This window comes from Mucilaginibacter gotjawali (assembly GCF_002355435.1).
In the GTDB taxonomy this organism is placed as follows: Bacteria; Bacteroidota; Bacteroidia; order Sphingobacteriales; family Sphingobacteriaceae; genus Mucilaginibacter; species Mucilaginibacter gotjawali.
In genome coordinates, this window is the sequence record NZ_AP017313.1 from 1,345,632 (window position 1) to 1,368,444 (window position 22,813).

Below are 22,813 nucleotides of genomic sequence, written 5' to 3' on the forward strand. Positions count from 1 at the left end.
TGATAGCAATGGTTGTATTGAACAACTATTTAACATTAAACACTTTAAAATTGAGGATTTATTTTACCCTGGCTTTATTATTGATCACGGTTACCTGTTTCGGTTTTGTAAACCGGGGCCGCGTTGATAGTTTGAAAACCCTCGTGACTTCTTCGCTCAAAAGTCAATCGGAACCTGATACATTAAGAATAAACAGGTTAAATTCCCTTGCCGGAAATTATTTCGACTCAAACCCTGACAGTACGCTATATTACGCACAAAAAGGGGTAGCGCTTTCGCGTAAAATTAATTACAAAGCCGGTATCGCGGATGGCCTGGTTCAAACCGCGCATGCCAATTATTTTAAAGGAAAATTTAAGCAGGCCATACTGGAGTTTGACGAAGCTATTTTAATATACAAGAAATTAAATGACAATACCGGCTTAAGCAATTGTTATATGCTTTATGGCCGCATGTATAATTTGCTTGCTAACTATAACGAGGCGCTAACTTATTTAAAACTAGCGCTCGACCTTAATAAAAAATATAAAAACGAGGCATATGAATCTGATTGCTATAAAAACATGGGCATTGTTTATTATAGCGAGGGCCAGTTATCAACCGCGCTTGATTATTACTATAAAGCGTTATTTATTGCGCTGAAGCTGCATAATAAAGCTTTTATGGCTGCGGATTATAATGATATTGGTGTGGTGCTGCAGAGCATGGAACTTTACCCGAAAGCGCTTGAATATTATAAAAAATCATTAAAACTATTTGCCGGAACAAAGGATTTGAATGGGGTGGGTACGATATATGAAAATATCGGCGAGGTGATGATGAATCAAAAGAATTATGACCGCGCGATTTTTTATTGCACCAAATCAATCAATATTGCCAAAAAGCAGGATGACAAGGATGGGATGATGTCTGATTATACCGACCTTGGTTTATGTTACGGCCATAAGGGGCAGTTTGAAAAAGCCATCAGTAACCTTGATACTTCATTGCAAATCTCGAGCAAATACAAAAATGTTTACAACGAAGCCTGCACCCTGATAGGGTTTGGAACCGTTTATAACATGCAGAAGGATTATAAAAATGCATACAAATACGCAATGGAGGGGCAAAGCCTGGCCGTTAAACTTGGTAATTTGTCGGTTCGGTCAAATGCGGCGCTGCAGCTAAATAAAACTTTGGCGGGTCTGGGGCGATTTGATGATGCCTATAAGTTATTAAGGCAATACATTGAATTGAAGGATAGCCTCAACAATAATGAAAGCATACAAAAGTTAACCTCCTATAACCTGGAACTTAATTTTGCCACCAAACAGAAGCAGTTGGCACAACAGCAGCTTGACCGGGATATCCTGTACCAGCAGCGCATTAAACAGCAGCGTTTAATAAACACTATTTTTTTAATTATCATTTTGGGGATGATTGCCATTTCGGTAGTTTATTACAGGCAAAAGCGCAAGCAGCAAAAAATTAACCTGATGCTTGAAGAAAAAAACCGCGAAGTGGTGGAACAAAAAACCAGTATTGACGACCAGGCCCAGAAACTTAACGACCTGAATACTTTAAAGGACAGGCTGATCTCGGTTTTAGCACATGACCTGAGGGCGCCGTTAAGCACTTTACGCGGCCTGTTCAGCCTGTTGCAGGACGATACAATATCGCATCAGCAGTTACTTGACATGATACCCGGTGTGTTGAAGAAATTGGAATATACCTCCGATTTTCTGGATACTTTGTTGTTTTGGATAAACAGCCAGATGGAGAACTTTGAAAACTCCGCAAAAAGTTTTTATGTAAAGGATATTGTGGCATTTGAAGCCGAGAGTTACCACGAGCAGGCAGGTTTAAAAGGCATTACATTAATTGACAGCGTGCCGGATGATATTGTTGCATCGGCTGATCCGAACTCGATCAGGATAGTGATCAGGAACTTGATTACCAATGCCATCAAATTCTCTCGGGAGAATGATACCATCGAAATATCAGCTAAACGCCAGGATAAGCAAAACTATGTTATTACAGTAAGGGATACCGGCACGGGCATGAGCGAAGAACAGCTGAATAAATTATTTAAAAGCAAAGTGAACAGTAAAACCGGGACGAATAATGAATCGGGTACAGGTATGGGGATGTTATTTTGTAAGGATTTGGTTGAAAAGTGCAGCGGCCGCATATGGGTAACCAGTACACCCGGCCAGGGAACCTCATTTTCATTCACTGTGCCGCTGGGCGTTATAAATGAAACAAGGCTGGAGGTGGCTTGAGGTTTTTAGTCCGAAAGTCCGGAAAGACCGAAAGTCCGGAAGAAATAGTTTGATATGGAATTTGAGATAAAATCGGAAAAAGTTCCAAGAGGCAAATTTGCTGATAAAAAAACTCTTACCTCACTTTGTCTTTCGGACTTTTCCGACTAAGAATACTGCACACTCAGCGTAATCGGAACGCTCAGGGCTTTTGATATAATACAGTTTGCTTTTGCGCCTTCGGCAACTTCTTTAAACTTTTCTTCGCTTACGCCATCAATTGCTGATGCTTTTAAATCAAGGTGGATGCCTGTGATGCTCAAAGAAGCCATGTCAAGGTCTAAAATAGCATCGGTGGTAAGGTCGTTGGGTTTAAAGCCGGCCTGGCTTAGCGCGGCGCCTACGGCCATAGTAAAGCAGCCGGCATGTGCGGCGGCTATCAGTTCCTCGGGGTTTGTGCCGATACCATCCGCAAAGCGGGTTTTAAATGAATACTGCGTGTTGTTTAAAACGGTGCTTTGTGTGGTAATTTCACCTTTACCCTCCTGAAGGGTGCCGTTCCAATGGGCATGTGCTGTACGTTTCATGGTTTATATGTTTTTTAGGTAAAGATATATTCTGGCGATATTGTTTTAAATAGCTGCAGTTAAGTTGATATTGCGATGACGTTTGACAGGTGTACCTACGATTTATAATCGGGGATCTCGAAATTCTGGTTAATGCTGCCGATAAAACCGAGGATCTCGTCCCTGCCTAATTGAGTTTCGGACGAAGTAATAAAATATTGGGGCATATCGTCGAAAGTGGCAAGCAAAGCCTTTTTAAACAGGGCAACGTTCTGGTCGGTTTTCAGGTTCGATTGTTTATCGGCCTTGGTAAACACCAATACGAAGGAAAGCCCCTTTTCGCCCAGCCAGTTGCAAAACTCAAGGTCTATCTTTTGGGGTTCAAGGCGGCTGTCAATCAGCACCAGCACACATTGCAGGCTTTCGCGCTTATCCAGGTAAGTATGGATGAATTTACTCCAGTCGGCTTTTTTGCTTTTTGATGCACGGGCATAACCGTAACCCGGCAAATCCACGATATACCAGTTGTCGTTAATTAAAAAATGGTTGATCAGCTGCGTTTTACCGGGTGTTTGCGAGGTTTTTGCCAGCCCTTTTTTGGAGGTGAGCATATTGATCAGCGATGACTTGCCCACATTGGACCGGCCGATAAAAGCATATTCGGCCTTGACAGGCGGCGGCAGTTTGGAGATTTGGGTATTGCTGCAAATAAATTCGGCTGATTTAATGATCATGTGGCAAAGATAGTGATTAGAGTTAGTCCGAAAGTCCGAAAAGTCAGTAAAGTCCGAAAGTTGCTTCATTCTCAGGGGTTAAACCAGGCAATCCCCGTTTGCTTTGATAAATTTACAATCAAAAAACATGGCAAATTCAAATATTCCATAAATTTGATGTTTAAACATGTAATTTAAATGGAAGATTATAAAATACCCGCTCAAACCCGCATTGGCCACGTGCATTTAAAGGTGAGCGACCTGCAAAAGTCGCTTGATTTTTACTGCGGTTTACTGGGCTTTGATAAAGTAATGCAATACGGCGGACAGGCGGCCTTTATTTCCGCCGGGGGCTATCATCATCATATCGGTTTAAATACATGGCAGAGCCTTGGCGCACCGCCTGCCCCCGAATATGCACCGGGTTTGTATCATACTGCTATATTATATCCTGAAAGAAAGGACCTGGCGGTAATTTTAAAGCGCCTGATAGATGCCAAATACCCTATAACAGGTGCGTCTGATCATGGCGTATCCGAGGCTATTTACCTGGATGACCCTGACAAAAACGGCGTTGAGTTGTACTGGGACAAGCCCCGTGAAGAATGGCCGCTTGATGAAAACGGCGATTTAACCATGTTTACCAAAAGGCTGGACATGCAGGGGCTGTTAAAATTGGCTGAAAAATAAGAATGTCATTTCGACGAGGAACGAGGAGAAATCTATACACACGGTATTCCGTCAATCAAGCGGGAGTGTATGGTGTATAGATTTCTCACTATCGTAAATGACAAAAAACAAATAGAAATAACCTATCCTTTTTTCACTACCACCATATTCACCGGATCCCAGTGCATGGCTTCGTTTTTAAAGTAACTGTCGTTACACAACAAGGCTGGCGCCGCGGCACGGTAGCCAAAAGTTGCATCTTCAACTACTTTTCCGCCGTTTCTTATGGCGTTAAAGAAGTTATTAAAGTGGTCGTAAGGGCCACCTAAGTAGCCTTTTTCAGCCGCGTAGGTAATTTCTTCGGGTGGCAGCATATGTTTTCTTTCCACAGCGCCGGGGCCCGCATTACGCATTTTTTCGGCATAAAAAGGATCGTCGTTTTGAAAAGTCTTGTTACGTTTCAATACCACATCGTCCCAGGTAATATCCATGGCGCCTTCGCTGCCTACCAGGCGCAAATAGGTGGTGCCGCTGGTGCCGTCCACAAAATTACAGCGCAGGCTAAGGTTAAACGCCGGATGAACGGTTGTTTCGCCATAATCAAAAGTGCCCAGCAAAACATCAGGTACTTCGCGGCCATCATGCCAGAACCGCAAACCGCCGGAGGCATATACCTTTTCGGGACCCAGGGAACCGGTTATAAAATGCAGGCTTGAGAAGAGGTGCACAAAAAGATCGCCTGCCATACCTGTGCCATAGTCCACATAATTGCGCCACCTGAAAAAGCGTTTTTCATCAAACGGCCGTTTTACGGTATTGCTTACGTAAGTTTCCCAATCAACCGTTTGGGGTGATGCATCGGCAGGGATAGGATATTCCCATACTTCAACCGCGCCACGCCTGGCCCAAAATCCTTCTGCATAGTTTAACTGGCCGATGGCACCCGCTTTTAGTAACTCTTTTGCCTTTTCGTTGCCGAGCGAAGATACGCCCTGGCTGCCTACCTGGTAAACTTTCCCGGTTTCCTTTTGTGCTTTGATGATGGCCGGGCCTTCGGTAATGGCATGCACCATCGGTTTTTCGCAATAAACATGTTTGCCGGCATGCATGGCGTCGACAGATATGGTTTGGTGCCAAAAATCGGGCGTGCCTATAATTACAGCGTCAACATCGGGCCGGGCCAAAATTTCTTTATAAACTTTGGTAGTAAAAATATCGGCGCCCCAGCGTTTTTTTGCATCGGCAAGGCGGCCATCATACAAATCGCAAACAGCCACCAGTTTGATCCCCGGAATCTGCAAAGCGGTTTCGGTATCAGACGAACCTTGTCCGCCAGCGCCAATTAAGGCGATATTGATGCGGTCATTTGCGCTAACACTATCGGTACGTTTAAGGTAAGTAAATAAGCCTGTTTTATTATCACGGGCAAATACATTTGATCCAATGGCTACCGCAGCAGAGGCGGCGCCCAATTTTTTAATGAAACCTCTGCGGGAGGACTCTGGTGTCTCTTTCATAAACAATAGTTTGGTCTGTTATAAATTTATTGGTATTGCTGGAAACAAGCGAACATAACCAGCAATAGTGAAAGGTAGAAGTTTATACTTAGATTTTAAATTTTTTTAAAAAGATAATTGTAATGAAAACAAAATACTTAATTCAATTGCTGCATCCTGCAATTCGCATTCCTTTATCTGAAATCCAGGAATTAAGAAATAATCCTACATAGTGTCATTTTTGTTGAGAAACTTAATCAACTCCATCTAACTTAATCAACCAATCAACCTTATCACTATCTTTGCGCCCAATGAGCAAAACTGTAGTACCGTACCAAGAGGACCAGGGCACCAAAAAAGAACAGGTGGCCGATATGTTTAATAACATCTCCAAAACCTACGATTTTTTAAATCATTTTTTATCACTGGGTATTGATATCATCTGGCGCAAAAAAGCCATTAACGAGCTGAAAAGCCTCCAGCCCAAATTGATCCTTGACGTTGCCACCGGCACCGGCGACTTTGCCTTTGAGGCACTCTCCATCCTGAAGCCTGATAAAATTATAGGTGTCGATATTTCGCGCGGGATGCTGGATATCGCGCAGCAAAAAATTGATAAGCGCCACGAAAGCGGCAGGTTTGAAGTGAAGCTGGGCGACTCGGAAAAGCTGCCTTTTGAAGCAAATATTTTTGATGCCGTAACCGTTGCTTACGGTGTACGTAATTTTGAGAACCTTGAAAAAGGGCTGGCCGATATACAGCGGGTATTAAAACCCGGCGGAAAAGCAGTGGTGCTTGAGTTCTCAAAACCCAAAGTTTTCCCGGTAAAACAGTTGTATAAATTTTATTTCAACTATATTACACCATCAATTGGTAAATTATTTTCAAAAGATGCAAGGGCCTATACTTATTTGCCGGAATCGGTAGCTGCCTTTCCTGACGGAGAAACGTTTGTAGCGCTGATGGATAAAACAGGCTTTAAAAATACCAAATGCCGCCCCTTAGCGTTTGGTATCTGTTCCATATATACTGGTATTAAATGATTAAAACCTGGTACCTAACCATTATTTTATTTTTTTTATGCAGTAATTTGTTGCTGGCACAGGCCCCTGCATGGGGTGGCGGCGCCGATCAGAACGACCTTAGCTTTGGCTTTTGTTTCAGCTACGTAAACAACTATTACAAAATTGTTAAAAAGCCCGATTGGCGCAACCCTTACTTTGACCCGGGCGTTAACCGTTATATTACCGATTCGGTGAACAGTATTTCTTCAAAATCCACCCCCGGTTTTGCCATCGGTTTTATTACCCGCTATCGCTTAACCGATCATATTGAAGCCCGTATAACCCCTTCCTTGATTTTTGCTGACCGCTCCCTGTATTACACCTATGATACCCCTTCGCAGAATGTAACCAAGTCTGTACAAACCACTACGGTTGACCTTCCCCTGGAATTTAAACTAAAGTCAGACAGGATCCAGGATTTCAGGGCCTATATGCTGGGTGGCATCAAATATTCGCAGGCGGTTGGCAGGGGGCAGGATCAATCCAATATCGACCCGCTTTCGCGAAATGTTAAAAATTTAAGCGGTTTCGGCTCCTGGGAAGCAGGCCTGGGCTGCGATATTTATTTTGAATTTTTTAAGCTATCGCCCGAAATAAAAATATCCAACTCATTTGGCAACGTGCTTGCGCCCGGCAATGAGCCGTTTTCGACCCCCATCAGCAAGCTATCGCTGCATACCATTATGTTTAGTTTGTATTTCGAGTAGGGGGAGAAGTCGATGGTCCATAGTCCATGGTCCATGGAAGGAAGTTGATGGCCGATAGACGCTAGTAGGATCGGATGGGCATATAAGAAATTATTCGCGTTCAACCAAGGTTCATTGTCGATGGCCGGAATAAGAGCGGCGCTACTTTTAATCTTTTTTACCATGGACTATGGACCATGGTCCATGGACTTTTACCCAAACAATCCGAATAAAAAAACATAATTTCGCTGCGTTAGTTAATCTTATATATGTCTAAAATTGCATTAATAACGGGAGCCACCTCAGGGATAGGCGAAGCTTGTGCACATTTATTTGCCCGCGAGCATTATAATTTAATATTAACAGGCCGGCGCGGCGACAGGCTGGATGCACTGGCCAAAAAACTGAATACCAAATACAATACCGAAATTGCAGTTTGTGCATTTGATGTGCGCGACAGGGAACAGGTGATCAGCAACCTGGAAGAGCTGCCGGCAAAATGGAAAAAAGTGAATGTGCTGATCAATAATGCCGGGCTGAGCCAGGGACTTGATCCCATCCAAAACGGAAGTTATGATGATTGGGACACGATGATAGATACCAATGTAAAAGGATTCCTTTACGTAAGTAAAGTGGTTTCAAACTGGATGGTTGAACATAAAACAGGGCATATCATCAATTTGGGATCAATAGCCGGCAAAGAAGTTTATCCTAACGGAAACGTATATTGTGCTACCAAAGCTGCCGTTGATGCTTTAAACCAGGCGATGCGGATAGACCTGGTGACACAAGGTATAAGGGTTACGGCGATTCACCCGGGGGCTGTGGAAACAGAGTTTTCGGAAGTGCGGTTTAAGGGGGATAAAGATCGGGCTAAAAAAGTTTATGCCGGATTTGAACCATTGGTTGCCGATGATATCGCCGAAACCATCTGGTTTGTGGTATCCCGCCCGCCCCATGTAAATATCAACGAATTAACCATTATGCCAACAGCCCAGGCTTCGGCTACGATAATTTCGAGGAAATAGGGGGAAGTCCGAAACTCGGAAAAGTCGGAAAAGTCGGAAAAGTCGGAAAAGTCCGAAAAGTCCGAAAAGTCCGAAAGTCGGAAAGTCCGGAAAGACCGAAAGTCGGAAAGTCCGGAAAGACGAAAAAGACAAAAAAAGTCGGAAAGTTGAATTAAGTCCCGAAATGGATTTTCGTAATATTGAGATAAAATAGCACCATAAATCTTCCGGACTTTCGGACTTTTCCGACTTTCGGACTAAACAAACAATAGCACCATAAATCTTCCGGACTTTCGGACTTTTCCGACTTCCGGACTAAACAAAAAGCACATGTCATTAATTAACCAGGTAGACCAGGATATCAAGCAAGCCATGCTGGCCAAACAACCCGACCGTTTAAGGGGCTTGCGCGCCATCAAATCGGCCCTGCTTTTAGCAAGGACTGAGAAAGGTGCGGCAGAAGAACTGACCGAAGAGGCCGAAATAAAAGTACTGCAAAAGCTGATCAAGCAGCGCAGGGAGTCGGCAGAAATTTATAAGACCCAAAACAGGGAAGACCTTTACGAGATTGAGATGCAGGAAATGCAGGTGATTGAGCCATATCTGCCCAAACAAATGAGCACAGAGGAAGTTGAATCTTTTTTGAAAGAACTGATCAGCAGGGTAGGGGCCACCTCGGTAAAAGATATGGGTAAAGTGATGGGCGCAGCCAATAAGGAACTTGCAGGCAAAGCCGATGGCAGGACAATATCTGAAGTGGTGAAGAAGCTTTTGGTGTGAAGCCCCACCTAAATCCTCCCCGGTGGGGAGGACTTTGAAAAGTAAACGAAAATTAAAGTCTCCCCAACCGGGGGAGATTTAGAGGGGGCTTATAAATAATTGCATTAATTGTTGTAACTCAAATGCAATAAGCTATTTTTATAGCGGCAAAATGTTCAGGATAATTTAACAGGCTTGAATTTGCCGGAAACTAAGGAATTTAAACTTTACTGATTTATATGGAGTTCGTGCTTAAAGAGGAAAACGGTTTTAGTTATATCGATGAGGGCGAAGGCGAAGTTTTACTACTATTACACGGCTTAATGGGTGCATTAAGCAACTGGGACAGAGTAATTGAAGAGTTCAGGTCGGAGTACAGGGTCATCATCCCGATATTGCCGATATATGATTTGCCATTGTTAACTACAGGTGTTAAAACCCTTGCAAAATTTGTACATAAATTTGTTAAGTATAAAAAATTAAAGGATGTTACGTTGCTGGGGAATTCGTTGGGAGGCCATGTAGCGTTAATATACGTGCTGGCACACCCCGAGGTAGTGAAAGCATTGGTTTTGACAGGGAGTTCGGGTTTATATGAAAATGCTTTTGGTGGAACTTTTCCGCGCCGGGGCAGTTATGATTTTGTAAAGGAGAAGGTTGAGTTTACCTTTTACGATCCGGAAGTTGCTTCAAAAGAATTAGTTGACGACGTTTTCAGGATAATAAATGACAGGCACAGCGTTATAAGGATACTGGCAATGGCCAAATCGGCTATTCGTCATAACATGAAAAACGACCTGCATAAGATAACGATCCCGGTTTCGCTGATATGGGGAAAAAATGATAAAATTACGCCCCCGGAAGTAGCGGTTGAATTTAGCCAGGAACTGCCGGATGCCGAGTTGCACTGGATCGACAAATGCGGTCACGCACCGATGATGGAACGGCCTGATGAGTTTAATACATTGTTAAAAGGTTTTTTGGAAAAAATAAAAATAAGGGTATAAAAATGACTGCAATTGAATTAGTTGCTGATGTGATTCCACCGGTTACTACTTCTGATACCATTCAGAAGGTGGTTGACCGGATGGTGGAATTTCGGATCAGGCACCTGCCAATTGTAAACGAAGAGCAGTTTTTAGGCCTTATCTCCGAAGATGACCTGATTGAGGAAACCGATTATGAGACCAACGTGGGCGCCTTGTCGCTGTCATTGGTAAACCCCTATGTGCTGGAAGGCCAGCACGTTTATGATGTGATCAGGGCGTTTTACGAACAGAAGCTTACCGTTTTGCCGGTGCTGGATGATAAAAATAATTATCTGGGCCTTATTTCCCTGGGTACGCTTACTGAATATTTTGCAAAGCTTACCTCTGTTGACCAGCCGGGAGGTATCATCGTACTGGAGATTGATAATAAAAACAATTCGCTGGCGCATATGGCCCAGATCGTAGAGTCAGACAATGCACAAATCCTGAGCAGTTATGTACGCACTTTCCCCGATTCAACGCGGATGGAAGTAACACTTAAAATAAATAAACAAGATATATCAGCCATTTTATCTACTTTTTTAAGATACGAGTACGTCATCAAAGCCACTTTTAATCACAGCGGCGATATTAATGATTCAAAGGAGAGGTACGATTCATTGATGAATTATCTTAATCTTTAGTTGGTTCATTTGTTCACTGGTTCATTAGTTCATTGGTAGGATAGCGGGTTAATTTTAAGTTTTTTAATTAATTCAATAAACCAGGCAGCAGCTATAATAATAAACCATTGCACCAATGAACTAATGAACTATTGAACCAATGAACTAAATGAAAATAGCAATATACGGCAGGCCATTTAATGATCCGGTAGTACTCCCGTTCATACAGCAGGTTTTTGATAACCTCAACCTTCATGGTGTTGACATTTACGTCCATCACCAGTTACACAATTACCTTAAGGACAACCTCAACACCATCACCTACAACGTACTTGACCCGGCAGATAATATCAAAGGCTTTATCGATATTTTTTTAACCCTGGGCGGCGATGGCACTTTGCTGGACATGGTTACCCTTATCCGCGATTCAGGGATCCCTGTTATCGGCATAAATTTTGGCCGGCTTGGTTTTTTAGCCAGCATTAATAAAAGTGATATTGAGAGCGCCATCCAGGCAGTGGTAAACAAGCAGTTTACTTTGGATAGCAGGGAACTGCTCAGTATTAACTCGTATCCGGAGGTTTTTGGCGTTGATAACTTTGCTCTCAATGATATCACTATCCATAAACGGGATGATTCGGCGATGATCACTACCCATGTTTTTTTGAATGGGGAATTTTTAAACTCCTATTGGGGCGATGGTATTATCATTTCAACTGCTACCGGCTCAACGGCCTATTCGTTAAGCTGCGGCGGGCCTATCATTTATCCCGAATCAAAAAGCCTGGTGCTTACGCCGGTTGCCCCCCACAATTTAAATGTGAGGCCCATTGTTTTGCCTGATAGCTGTACGCTGGCTTTTGATGTGGAGAGCCGCAGTTCCAATTATTTGGTTTCCTGCGATTCGCGTACAGCCACTATTGATAAAACCATCCGCTTCGAGGTAAAAAAGGCTGGTTTCCAGCTAAATCTTATCCGTTTAAATAATGAAAGTTACTTATCTACGTTAAGAAACAAACTTTTGTGGGGGCTGGATGCCCGTAATTATTAAATTTGACGGATGCCGAAATTTTTACCTTTTCTTTTCCTGGTCTTTTTATCACTCAGCGCGCAGGCCCAAACCTGGGAAATTGGCGGTGGTATTGGCGGGGCCGGCTATATGGGCGACCTTAATACCAGCAACCCGCTAAAGGTAAGTGGCATTGCTATAAATGGCTTTTTAAAACGAAATTTTGATGGCTATCTTTCAGCAAAATTGAACTATAACTACGGGGTCATCAGCGCTGATGACAGTAAATCGTCAAACGCGCAATTCAGGCAGCGGAATTTGAGCTTTACCACCACGCTAAGCGAGATCAGTGTGATCGGTGAGTTTAATTTTATGGAGTACATCCCTCAAATAGGTAAAAATAGTTTTACGCCATATGTTTTCCTTGGTGTTGCGGCGCTTAGCTTTTCACCAAGTACGGTTTACCAGGGTCAAAAGTATGATTTAAGCTCGATGGCTACCGAGGGCCAGAAAAAGGCCTATTCAACCAGTGCATTTTCCATTCCTTACGGGGCCGGTATGAAATACAATTTTACAGGCAAGTTTACCCTTGGTTTTGAGATTGGATACCGTAACCCGAATACCGATTACCTGGATGATGTAAGCGGCCAATACTATTATGCCGCCCATAACACCCTGGCCGAAAAGTTATCCGACCGCTCGGGCGAAAAAACAGGTGTTTACATCGGCTCTCCCGGCTCGCAGCGCGGTGACGGGCAGCCCAGGGATACCTATTTTTTTACACAGGTAACCATCTCCTATACATTTCTCACCCAAAAGTGCTATTTTCATTAATAGGCTCCCCCAACCCTTTTAATGCTATTAAAGTAAGGATAAAAAGGAGGAATTTAATATCGAATAATGAATTTTGAATGTCGAATTTTCTTACTTCATTATTCAGTATTCGATATTGAGTGTTCTATATTAAAACCCTAAGCGCACCAGCCTCACCCAAAAGCCGAATATTTTTTATTAAAAACGTTAATTGAGGCTGCGCCGTTTATTAAAATACTTTATTGCATCATTGTTGCAATAAAGTATTTCGATCTGCGTTTGAGGTTTAAACAGCAGGCATTTCAGGACTGCTGGTGACCAATTATTTAACCTTAAACTTATAATCATGGCTGAGCTAAATTCTACTCCCGGAAAATCTGGGGGCCGCCGGGCTACCAGGAGGATCCCTGCCCGTGTTGACCTTACCGCAATGGTCGACCTTGCGTTTTTACTCATTACTTTTTTTATACTGACGACCGTATTAACCAAACCCAGGGTAATGCCGCTGGCCATGCCTGTACCAGGCCCTTCAGGCAAGGTTCCTGAAACCGGAACGATGACGGTTTGCCTGGGCAAAAACAACCAGGCCATTTGGTATATGGGGATGGCGGCAAACCCCTTAACCACGCCAACGCAGGCAAAATATGGTAAAGAGCTGGATGCAGCCATAGCAGCAAAAGTTAGCGAGGTATTTAAAAGAACGGGTAAAGGCTTATTTGTGATCATCAAACCATCCGATCATTCCGTTTATAATAACCTGGTTGAAACGATAGACGAATTACATAATGAACGTGTACCTTCCTATGCTATTGCGAAGATAGCGCCGGAGGATATTGGGTTTTTGAAGAGCAAAGGGATTTATTGAAGGGGGCTCATCAATAGGTGACATTTTGAAGGAAGCATCAGCCTATGATAGCGGTTGTTGCTTTGGGTTATTAAATAGCTACTGATAATTAATATTTGTTAATAAGTTATTAATAAAATTGCCTTTTTGCGATTTGTTTTTAGTGAAACGAATATGTATCCTTGTTGCATCTAAACGTTCTTACAAAAAAAAGCATCCCTGATATTTATTGTCCTTTTTTGATTGAAATATATCGGGAAACCCTGATTTTTAATTAATTTATTATTTATAGCAATTCATCCGTATTGGAATGGATTGTACCTAAAACAGCCTTATTACAAATGAAAAAACCATTGAGCGTTTTGCTGCTTTTTGTTCTTGTTATTTGTTTTTTTTCTGAAGCTATTGCGCAAACCACGCCGGCACCGGCTCCGCAATTTGCATTCAGGACTGATTTGATACCCCCCTCGCCCAATGCAGCTTCTCTTGGCGTGTATGGAATAGTTCCGGTGAGCCTTCAAACGGGTATTCCTGACATTAGCATTCCAATTACCGTTGCCAAGGGACAGCAACTGAGCGTTCCTATTACGCTTAATTACCATGGTGGAGGATTTAAGCCGAGCCAGGAAGCAAGCTGGGTGGGGCTTAACTGGTCATTAGATGCGGGCGGAGTGATTACCCGCATTATACAGGATAAGATAGATGAGTTCATGCCGCCCGCGGGATCATACGACAATACTAACTGGCGCTACACCACCCGCGATTCCATTACGCAAAAGTTTATGGATAATGCCATGTATTATTTTACCAATGACACACAGCCAGACGTATATTCCTTCAACTTTGCGGGGCATTCAGGTAAATTCCTTATTTATAAGGGCAAGTTTTACCAGTTTCCATACCAGCAATTAACCATCACCGGCGACCCTACCAATGGGTTTACGATTGTTACGCCGGAAGGTAATCAATACCGTTTCGACATCCCGGAAACAACTATCGCTCCGCACAACCCCAGTTTCGACCCGAATAACCCGGTTTATGTATTGCCTACCAGTTATACTTCAAGCTGGTATTTAAATACCATCCACTCTGCAGATTGGAAAGATGTAATAACTTTTACCTACACGTCCGGGAATACGATTAGCCAAGATGGCCCCGGAACCCAAAATATGTCGCTACTGGTGCAGGGATACAATGTGCCTATATTAACACCAATTAGTTTCCCATTCCCCACCAGAATTGCAACCCTGCAGTTGTCAAGTATAATCACGTCAAAAATGACGATTAATTTTAATACGATTGGGGGCAGGCTGGATATCCCCACTTATTCGCTTGATAATATTCAAATATATAATTACCAGGGCCAACTGTTAGACCAGTTTAAATTTGATGTAGACTATTTTTCGAACGGTGGTAGTAATAACATCTATACCACCAGGCTAAAGTTAACCGGGCTTGAAGAAGGAATAAACCCCCTGCATTCAAAAAAGTATTATTTCTATTATAACAACGTGACCGGATGGCCTTCAAAAAAACTGCCCTCAGTTGATCATTGGGGATTCTGGAATGGGGCATACGACATTAGTGAAACAGGGACGCTAATGCCAAATACATTATACTCAATGGGTGTCAACAGGGAGCCTGTTTTCCAGTTTGCGCAGGCGGCTATGCTCAACAAAATTATTTATCCTACCGGCGGCACATCGGTATTTACTTATGAGCCTAATATCTACAACAATGGTTTAAATTACGTACGACTGAATAAATACAACTATGACTTTATTAACCGGCTCGATACAACAAGCACAGATTTGGTAGTAAATCCTGTTACCTATTTCACTATTAATTATGCACAGATGGTGCATGTCATAACTTCACGCATACCTAAGTTGGCAGTTACGTCAGGACAATTAGATCCCAATGGCCCCAATGCAGCAACAAAAGACATTGCCCCAGAAGTTGTGATTTCATTGGGTTCTCAAAGTTATCCTTTTAAGATCGCAACGAATAGTGATAATCCACAAAAGACAGACTCGGTATTTTTACAACCCGGTACTTATTCTATGACGGTACAATGCGATGCAAAGGAAAATGCTGTAACCGGAACGGTTACTTATTTGCAGCAAACCAACCAGGTTATCGAAGGGGCAGCTGGTCCCGGCATCCGTATAAAAAGTATTGTTGATTACACCGACCCTGAATGTTTGCATGTGGCCACCCGCAAGCAATATGTTTACAAAGACAGTGTAGGCGAATCAACCGGTTATTTGATCAATACTCCAAAATACGGTGGCAGAAATTATACTGACGAATTACATGGCGCATCACAAGGCCAGGGAGGGACTATACTTTATAAATACTACACAACATATTCCTCTGTGAATGGTTACGGACAATTCCTGTCGCAGGATATGTATTATAAGAAAGTGTATGAACAGCAGATTGGCAATACCGATACCCTGTTGAGCAAATCCGAATTTAGTTTGTTCGACCCCTTAAATTTTACCGGAACCAGTGTATTTATGACCAGGAAGACGGATTATAAAAGGGTAGGCAATATTTACAATATATTATCGCAGCATGATTATAACTACAGTATCGTTGAAGACAGCAGTTTCTCTGCAGTAAAAATGTACCTGGGCATCAGGCGGACTAATGTTTGCGGGTGCCTTCTTGGTATGGTGGTGGCAGATTCGTTAAGGCATTGGAATTATGAAGATTACAGCCTCAACCCTTCATGGCTTAAACTGGTGTCAGAAAAGCAGTATAATTATTATAATACCAGCGATACAGTAACTACTACGTCGGTCTATGCTTATGATGCTATGCCCCGCAACCGGATCTGGGCATCTGTAACCGATTCGAAAGGCGCGGTACATGTTGAAAAATACAAATACCCGGAAAGCTATGAGCCTGGGTTTGCATCCTCGTTAACTGACCACGCTATTTACAGCCCGGTACTGGAGAAACAAACCTGGTTGAAACGATCAGCAACCGATTCGGTTTTAACAAACGGCATCATTACGCAGTGGGACCCGGCACTGCTCAGGCCCACGGCTTTATACGGATTCGAAAGCGTAACCCCGGTAAGCTCGCTTAATGCCGAAGCTATGGATGCAAGCGGGCTATATGTTAATTACATGAGCGATAGCCGGTATAAACTAAGGCTAAGCAACGGTTACGACAGCGGTACAGGCAACCTGCTTTGGCAGGACATGACGGGCAATACCGGCATAAAACAAATCAACTACCTGTGGGGATACCACAATAACTACCCTATAGCCCAGGTTAAAAATGCCAACCCGGCTGCCATAGCCTATACCAGTTTTGAGGATGACGACAATAGCTTTACCTATACCGCAAGCGGGGTAACAAATGCAGATGCGCGCACCGGCGTAAAATGTTATTCGGGCACTATCAGTAAAACAGGTTTGCCTTCAGGTAATTATATCTTCAGTTTGTGGGGTAAGGGGAGCGGCACCATTACGGTAGGCGGTGTAGCCAAAACCATGACCAGCACCTGGGCTTTCTACCAGTGGCAGCTTACAGGCATAACCAGCATCAGCGTAAACAGCAATGGCAACCTGATCGACGAGGTGCGCCTGTTCCCGGTAAATGCGCTGATGACGAGCTATACCTACAACCCTGAAGTTGGCGTGACAAGTGTCGCCGATACCAGGGACATGCCGCAAACCTATGAGTATGACGATATGCAGCGGCTGCAAAACATCAAGGATAAAAATGGTAATATCGTAAAAAACTTCACTTATAACTATGCCACCCAAACGGCATACTGGCAGGATACCGGTACATTACAGTGCGTACAAAGTGGCGGGGTTAACACCGGCGAGCAGCAAATGCAGCAAAAAGACCTTAACCCGCTAAGCCCGACTTATAACCAGTATCAATGGCGCAGCCTGGGCATTAGCAGCAATTGCCCCGTACCTGTTACCGTATATGTGCAAATGACGGTAGCTTCGGCCTATACCGGCAGTCCGAACGGGCTAACGCAAACCTACAATACCTATGCCTTTAAAACCTTTTCGGACGCGGCCTGTACACTTCCGTTTAATGTAACGGCTGACCTGGTTGTTAATTACCAGATAAATTCAACCATCGTATTTAATGATACCACCAAGCCGAACTCGAATACCAGTTCGCCGGCTACGATAACTATTACGGCAGGTACCCACCAGGCAACAACAGCCGGTATTGACGTATCGGGATGTAGCGGGTCCGACATCAAGGGCAGTTGCACCACTTCAACAGTGGTATTGCAAACAGGCACCGGTTATGTACCGGAATATCCGCAGATATAGAAATGAATAAAGAACCTTACCAGCAATTGACATGTACCGTAACAAAATTGTTTATATAACCACCCTGCTGCTGACAGGGGCGCTGCTTCAAAGCCTTGGCGCCTTTGCGCAAACCACCACGCAGAACTATGTGCAAACGCGCAGCCCACGCACCAAAATCAGCAGCAATACGGTGCTTGACAGCTATACCAGCAATAAAGATTCAGTAAGCGTAACCATCCAGTATATGGACGGGCTGGGCCGCCCCCTGCAAACGATACAGCAGCAGGGCTCCCAAAGCGGAAAAGACATTGTACAGCCCTTTGCCATCGACCAGCTCGGTCGCGATTCGATCAGTTTTTTGCCCTATACGATAAGTTCTGCAACACCGGGCGCCTACCAGCCCACGGCGCTGGATGGCGGTACCGGCTATGCCAGCAGCGCCCAGTACCAGTTTTACCAGGTTGCAGGGCAGGGATATAAAACCACGCCGTACCCGTACTCGGTAACCGGCTTTGAACCCTCGCCCTTAAACCGGGCGGTGGAACAAGGGGCGCCAGGCGCCGCCTGGCAACTGAGCACCAGCGGGGTTGCCGGCAGCGGCCACACCGTAAAAATGGCCTATACTACCAATAACCAAACGGTATTTAACCCGGCAACACTTACCAAAAACCCGGGCAGCCAGCGGGTGGCCCTGTATACGGCATCGGTTAATGCAAATCAAACGCGGGTACTTACCCGCACCGGCAATACGGCGGTATACGCTACCGACCAATTGGATGTAACGGTAAGCAAGGACGAAAACTGGCTCTCAACTACTGATGGCTGCCTGGGTACCGTAGAAACCTATAAAGACAAGGAAGGCCATGTGGTACTGAAGCGCACCTATAACAAAAAGACCAGCACACTGGAAATGCTGAGCACCTATTACGTGTACGACGACCAGAATGAGCTGGCCTTTGTGCTGCCGCCCGCGGCTAAGCCGGACTCAGCCTGGGCCATCAGCCAGGTTACGCTGGATAACCTGTGCTACCAGTACCGTTATGATGAGCGGGGAAGGCTGAGCCAGAAGAAGCTGCCCGGCAGGGCATGGGAATATATGGTTTACAATACCCTTGACCAGCCGGTAGCCACGCAGGATAGTTTGCAGCGGGCCGCCAAACAATGGATCATTACCAAATACGACGGGGCGGGGAGGCCGGCACTCAGCGGCATCTGGACCAATGGCAATACGGCTATTACCAGGGACTCCCTGCAAAATATACTCAGCACCATCAAGACTAACCTGTGGGAAAGCCCGATTACAACCGGCACCGGGTATAGCAACGTTGCCTGGCCCACCACCGCTTTTACCCCATTAACCATCAACTATTACGATGGCTATACGGGGATACCGGGTTTGCCGGCAGGGTACAGCGCCCCGGCAGGCGCTACCACCCAAACACTCGGCCTGCTAACGGCAACAAAAACAGCCGTGTTAAATAATCCCGCTGATATGTTGTGGACCGTTAATTATTATGACGACCTGGGCCGCAGCATCAAAACCTATAAACAGCATTACCTGGGCGGTACGGTTAATGCGGGCAATTACGATGCTGTTACCACCACTTATAACTTTACCAACGTACCCACCACAGTCACCCGGCAGCACTGGAACACCACCAACGCCAGTTACCCGGTGGTTACCATTGCCAATACCTACCTGTATGACCATGCAGGAAGGAAGCTGAAAACATGGGAACAGATCACCAAAGGCAACAGCACGCCCACTACCAAAACCCTGCTGTCAAAAATAATCTATAACGAAATGGGGCAGGTAATGAACAAATACCTGCACAGTACCGACAGTGTACACTTTTACCAGGGGGTTGCCTATACCTATAACGAGCGGAGCTGGCTGCTTACCAGCACGGCAGCGTTGTTTGCCATGCAGCTTAAATACAATACCGGCACTTATAAGCAATACAATGGCAATATAGCCTATCAGTACTATGGTACGCCCGGCGCGCTGAATACCAGCTTCGCCTATACCTACGACCGGCTGAACCGGTTGACCTCGGGCATATCCAGCGACAACAATGCCGAGCGCAATATCGGATACGATATGATGGGTAATATCACTACCCTGTCAAGGCTGTATAACAATGTGCTGATTGACAGCCTGAACTATAATTACCTGGCCGGAGCCAATGCCACCAACCAGCTGAAAAGCGTAACGGATCTATCCGCCGATGCCAGCGGTACAGGGTACAACCCGGGTACGGGCACCTATGTGTATGATGCCAATGGCAACCTGAAGACGGATAACAGCAAAGGTTTAAATATTACCTACAACCTGCTTAACCTGCCTAATACTATTACCGGCAATAAAACCATTACCTATACCTATAATGCTGCAGGCGAAAAGCTGCGAAGGGTAAGCCCGGGTACGGGGATAACGGATTATATTGAAGGAATCCAATACGAGGATAACAATAGCGGAACTTCGGCGATAGCTTTTATACAAACCGAAGAGGGGAAGGCGGTACCGCTAACTACGGGCGGGTACGACTACCAATATTACCTGGGCGACAACCTGGGCAATACACGGGTAACTTTTAGCACCAAAACAAGCCCGGCAACGGCTGTACAAACGGATGATTACCTGCCCTTCGGGATGGAGATCGCCCGGAATGCAACCAATCCGAAAAATGAATATCTTTACAATAAAAAAGAGCTGCAGGAGGAGCTTGGTGAATACGATTATGGCGCACGTTTCTACGATCCGGTGATTGGGAGGTGGACGGCGGTTGATCCGTTGGCGGAAAAATCAAGACGGTTTAGTCCGTATAACTATGTTTTAGACAATCCTATTCGATTTATTGATCCTGATGGAATGGCAGCTGATAGTGCTAATAAGAACAAGCCCAATGTTGCGCCAAAAAAAGCTAGCGCCGCCACAGGTTCTTATACTGTTACATATGAAAATGGAATGAAGTATCACGGTAAAGGATCGTATAAAAGAGCACAGCAATCCGCTAAGGAACATGCTACTGAAGACAATCCGGTTGCAAAGGACGGTATAGACCATACACCAGCAGATAATGACAGACAGGCGTTTAAAGACGAAGATGATAGAATTAATACAGATGAGGGAGGACATAAAAGTTCCGATAATTACAATAAAAGAAGGTCGCCTGGTGCAAGATATAAGGAAGAAGATAAAAGGAAAGAAGCTGATCCAAACAAGGAGCCAGATCAAAGCCCAACACAATCTTTAAAACCTATGGGTGGATTAAGTCCGCAAGCTAAAGCTACAGGAACAGGAGTAGCTATACTCATCGGAGGTTATGAAGTTATTAAATGGGGGGCCGCTATATTTTTTGCTCCTGAAACATTGGGCGGATCAATTGGAGCTGCGTCAATGACGCCTTAATTGTTGGCTATTGATTTTGAAATATAAAAAGCCACTGCTGCTGAAAGAAAAATAATAATTATGGCAATAATTATAATTGAAGGATTTAAGGTTTATGATGGAATTCAAAAGAAATCCATAATTATTAATTCGGATCGTATAGAGGACTGCATGAGGATTTATGCAGAACATCATTTAGATGGAGTAGCTATTACTACATCTCATGATTATAGACTTCAAAATGTAGATTTTCTTTATAAATATCCGGAAATAAAACACCTTTCACTATCAGATGGAATTAATGACATTACTGCAGTTCAAGCCTTGCGAAATTTAGAATCCTTAATGCTATCAGGTAAAAATAGGAAGGTTGATTTCTCCTGTTTTTCTTTACTATCAGAATTTATAGGCGATTGGAGTCCTCATTTTTCAAATATGGATAAGTGTACTTATTTGAAGCGTCTATCACTTTACAACTATACACCGAAAACTAAAGACTGCTTAAATATATCTGATGTTCCCTGGGTCAAAAGATTGGAAATAACGCAATCCCCAATACATACTTTGAATGGATTGGAGGAATTTGATCAACTTGAAGAATTTGAACTCAATTATTGCAGCAAACTTGAGACCTTATGTTGTATAGAAAAAAGCAAAGAGACTTTGGTTTCTTTGCTTTTTGATCATTGCAAGTCAATAAAAAACCCTGAGTATGTAACTCAGTTTCATAATTTGAATACATTGGCCTATAATAATGGTTTGCTACAATCAATAAAATTCATAAAAAAGATGGCAGCGTTGAAGTCGTTTAGGTTTGTCGGGACCGATGTAATTGATGGAGATATGACGCCTTGTATAGGTCTTGATTATGCCGGATTCTCCAATAAGAAACACTTTTCACACACAATGGAACAAATAAAAGTTCTTCAAAACATTTAGGTGTTCATCTTGGATTTTTTCCACTGAATGTATCGAGGGAGTTTAGTAAATTCGATTAATTCCTCTTTTTCAAGGGTTGGGGGCATGCTTTTTACGTCGACGTAACCGATTTCCAGGGCAGTCGGTTTTTCACCTAAAATATTATCGAGTAATAAATAAACAGCAGTTAAAAAGTCTCGTTCCCGATTCGGGTTAAAGTTGTCTACATGAACCCTTAAGCCTATTTTTTGTGATGTGTTAACGCTTAGTGGGTCAAAAAGCATCGTTTCTGGGTCGAGTTTAATGCCATTATATTCAATAATGCCATTGCCTATAGGTGGCTTAAAAGCGATTGCATTCCAGTATTCTAATTGAGGTGCTTGACTTACAAGTGCTTCAACCCTGTCAAAAAAATCAGCATTGCCTTCGGCTGTAATGATCAAATCTTGCTTTTCATTGGGGTGACCGCCTATCTCAAAAAACAAGTGGTCACAATATATATGTAAATGCTCTAAGAATTCATCTAAAAGCCTTTCCCTTTCGTTATCATCATTAATCTGATTAAGGAAAAAATATTTGGCTTCATTCTCTTTAAACCAGGTCCAGAATTGTTGCTCCTTCAACATAATAAGTTATTTATAGGTTTCCTTGTGCAAAAATAGCTGCTATAAATGGCATCGTAAAGA

The 22,813-nt window shown here is 43.7% G+C and carries 18 protein-coding genes; 14 read left to right on the forward strand and 4 right to left on the reverse strand.

Annotated features, from left to right (window positions below):
• Nucleotides 1-50 precede the first annotated feature (50 nt).
• Complete coding sequence (locus MgSA37_RS06180) at nt 51-2,261, forward strand: tetratricopeptide repeat-containing sensor histidine kinase (RefSeq protein ID WP_172885296.1); 2,211 nt, start codon at nt 51-53, stop codon at nt 2,259-2,261.
• A gap of 146 nt (nt 2,262-2,407) precedes the next feature.
• On the opposite strand, the gene MgSA37_RS06185 is transcribed toward MgSA37_RS06180, so the two are convergent.
• Nucleotides 2,408-2,827 (reverse strand): OsmC family protein, encoded by a 420-nt coding sequence (locus MgSA37_RS06185; RefSeq protein ID WP_096350445.1) that lies wholly within the window; start codon nt 2,825-2,827, stop codon nt 2,408-2,410.
• Nucleotides 2,828-2,922: 95 nt separating this feature from the next.
• Nucleotides 2,923-3,540: a ribosome biogenesis GTP-binding protein YihA/YsxC gene (gene yihA, locus MgSA37_RS06190; RefSeq protein WP_096350447.1), complete on the reverse strand. Its 618-nt coding sequence runs from the start codon at nt 3,538-3,540 to the stop codon at nt 2,923-2,925.
• 177 nt (nt 3,541-3,717) lie between these two features.
• Between yihA and MgSA37_RS06195 the strand changes: the two genes are divergently transcribed.
• On the forward strand, nt 3,718-4,209 hold the full coding sequence (locus tag MgSA37_RS06195) for a VOC family protein (protein WP_096350450.1): 492 nt from the start codon (nt 3,718-3,720) through the stop codon (nt 4,207-4,209).
• A 122-nt stretch (nt 4,210-4,331) separates the two neighbouring features.
• Here the strand turns inward: MgSA37_RS06195 and MgSA37_RS06200 are convergent, their stop codons facing one another.
• On the reverse strand, nt 4,332-5,705 hold the full coding sequence (locus MgSA37_RS06200; RefSeq protein ID WP_096350453.1) for a Gfo/Idh/MocA family protein: 1,374 nt from the start codon (nt 5,703-5,705) through the stop codon (nt 4,332-4,334).
• 290 nt (nt 5,706-5,995) lie between these two features.
• On the opposite strand from MgSA37_RS06200, the gene ubiE reads away from it, so the two are divergent.
• The 12 genes from ubiE (at nt 5,996) to MgSA37_RS06260 (ending at nt 22,148) form a co-directional block, all read left to right on the forward strand.
• The gene (gene ubiE / locus MgSA37_RS06205; RefSeq protein ID WP_172885297.1) at nt 5,996-6,727 is read left to right on the forward strand and encodes a bifunctional demethylmenaquinone methyltransferase/2-methoxy-6-polyprenyl-1,4-benzoquinol methylase UbiE; all 732 of its coding nucleotides are present in this window, start codon (nt 5,996-5,998) and stop codon (nt 6,725-6,727) included.
• Complete coding sequence (gene porT / locus MgSA37_RS06210) at nt 6,724-7,455, forward strand: type IX secretion/gliding motility protein PorT/SprT (RefSeq protein ID WP_096350456.1); 732 nt, start codon at nt 6,724-6,726, stop codon at nt 7,453-7,455. Before ubiE ends, porT begins: the two co-directional genes overlap by 4 nt.
• A gap of 248 nt (nt 7,456-7,703) precedes the next feature.
• A complete protein-coding gene (locus tag MgSA37_RS06215) occupies nt 7,704-8,462 on the forward strand; it encodes an SDR family oxidoreductase (protein WP_096350458.1) in 759 nt (252 codons plus the stop codon).
• 309 nt (nt 8,463-8,771) lie between these two features.
• Nucleotides 8,772-9,221: a GatB/YqeY domain-containing protein gene (locus MgSA37_RS06220; protein WP_096350460.1), complete on the forward strand. Its 450-nt coding sequence runs from the start codon at nt 8,772-8,774 to the stop codon at nt 9,219-9,221.
• Nucleotides 9,222-9,439: 218 nt separating this feature from the next.
• Nucleotides 9,440-10,207 carry an alpha/beta fold hydrolase gene (locus tag MgSA37_RS06225; protein WP_096350462.1) on the forward strand — a complete coding sequence of 256 codons (768 nt, stop codon included), beginning with the start codon at nt 9,440-9,442 and terminating at the stop codon, nt 10,205-10,207.
• Between the two features lie 2 nt (nt 10,208-10,209).
• Entirely contained in the window at nt 10,210-10,872 is a 663-nt protein-coding gene (locus MgSA37_RS06230) for a CBS domain-containing protein (RefSeq protein ID WP_096350464.1), read from the forward strand.
• Between the two features lie 148 nt (nt 10,873-11,020).
• Nucleotides 11,021-11,902: an NAD kinase gene (locus tag MgSA37_RS06235; protein ID WP_096350467.1), complete on the forward strand. Its 882-nt coding sequence runs from the start codon at nt 11,021-11,023 to the stop codon at nt 11,900-11,902.
• Between the two features lie 9 nt (nt 11,903-11,911).
• A complete protein-coding gene (gene porG, locus MgSA37_RS06240; RefSeq protein ID WP_096350470.1) occupies nt 11,912-12,694 on the forward strand; it encodes a type IX secretion system protein PorG in 783 nt (260 codons plus the stop codon).
• A gap of 325 nt (nt 12,695-13,019) precedes the next feature.
• Nucleotides 13,020-13,538 (forward strand): ExbD/TolR family protein, encoded by a 519-nt coding sequence (locus tag MgSA37_RS06245; protein WP_096350472.1) that lies wholly within the window; start codon nt 13,020-13,022, stop codon nt 13,536-13,538.
• Between the two features lie 320 nt (nt 13,539-13,858).
• Nucleotides 13,859-17,836, forward strand: a complete 3,978-nt coding sequence (locus MgSA37_RS06250; protein WP_096350474.1) for a hypothetical protein — start codon at nt 13,859-13,861, stop codon at nt 17,834-17,836.
• Nucleotides 17,837-17,867: 31 nt separating this feature from the next.
• Nucleotides 17,868-21,230 (forward strand): DUF6443 domain-containing protein, encoded by a 3,363-nt coding sequence (locus MgSA37_RS06255; RefSeq protein WP_096350476.1) that lies wholly within the window; start codon nt 17,868-17,870, stop codon nt 21,228-21,230.
• Nucleotides 21,231-21,290: 60 nt separating this feature from the next.
• Nucleotides 21,291-22,148: a leucine-rich repeat domain-containing protein gene (locus MgSA37_RS06260; RefSeq protein ID WP_096350478.1), complete on the forward strand. Its 858-nt coding sequence runs from the start codon at nt 21,291-21,293 to the stop codon at nt 22,146-22,148.
• Here MgSA37_RS06260 and MgSA37_RS06265 read toward each other — a convergent pair.
• Nucleotides 22,145-22,753, reverse strand: coding sequence for a hypothetical protein (locus MgSA37_RS06265; RefSeq protein ID WP_096350480.1), 609 nt, complete (start codon nt 22,751-22,753; stop codon nt 22,145-22,147). The two genes, MgSA37_RS06260 and MgSA37_RS06265, sit on opposite strands and share 4 nt — an antisense overlap.
• Nucleotides 22,754-22,813 lie beyond the last annotated feature (60 nt).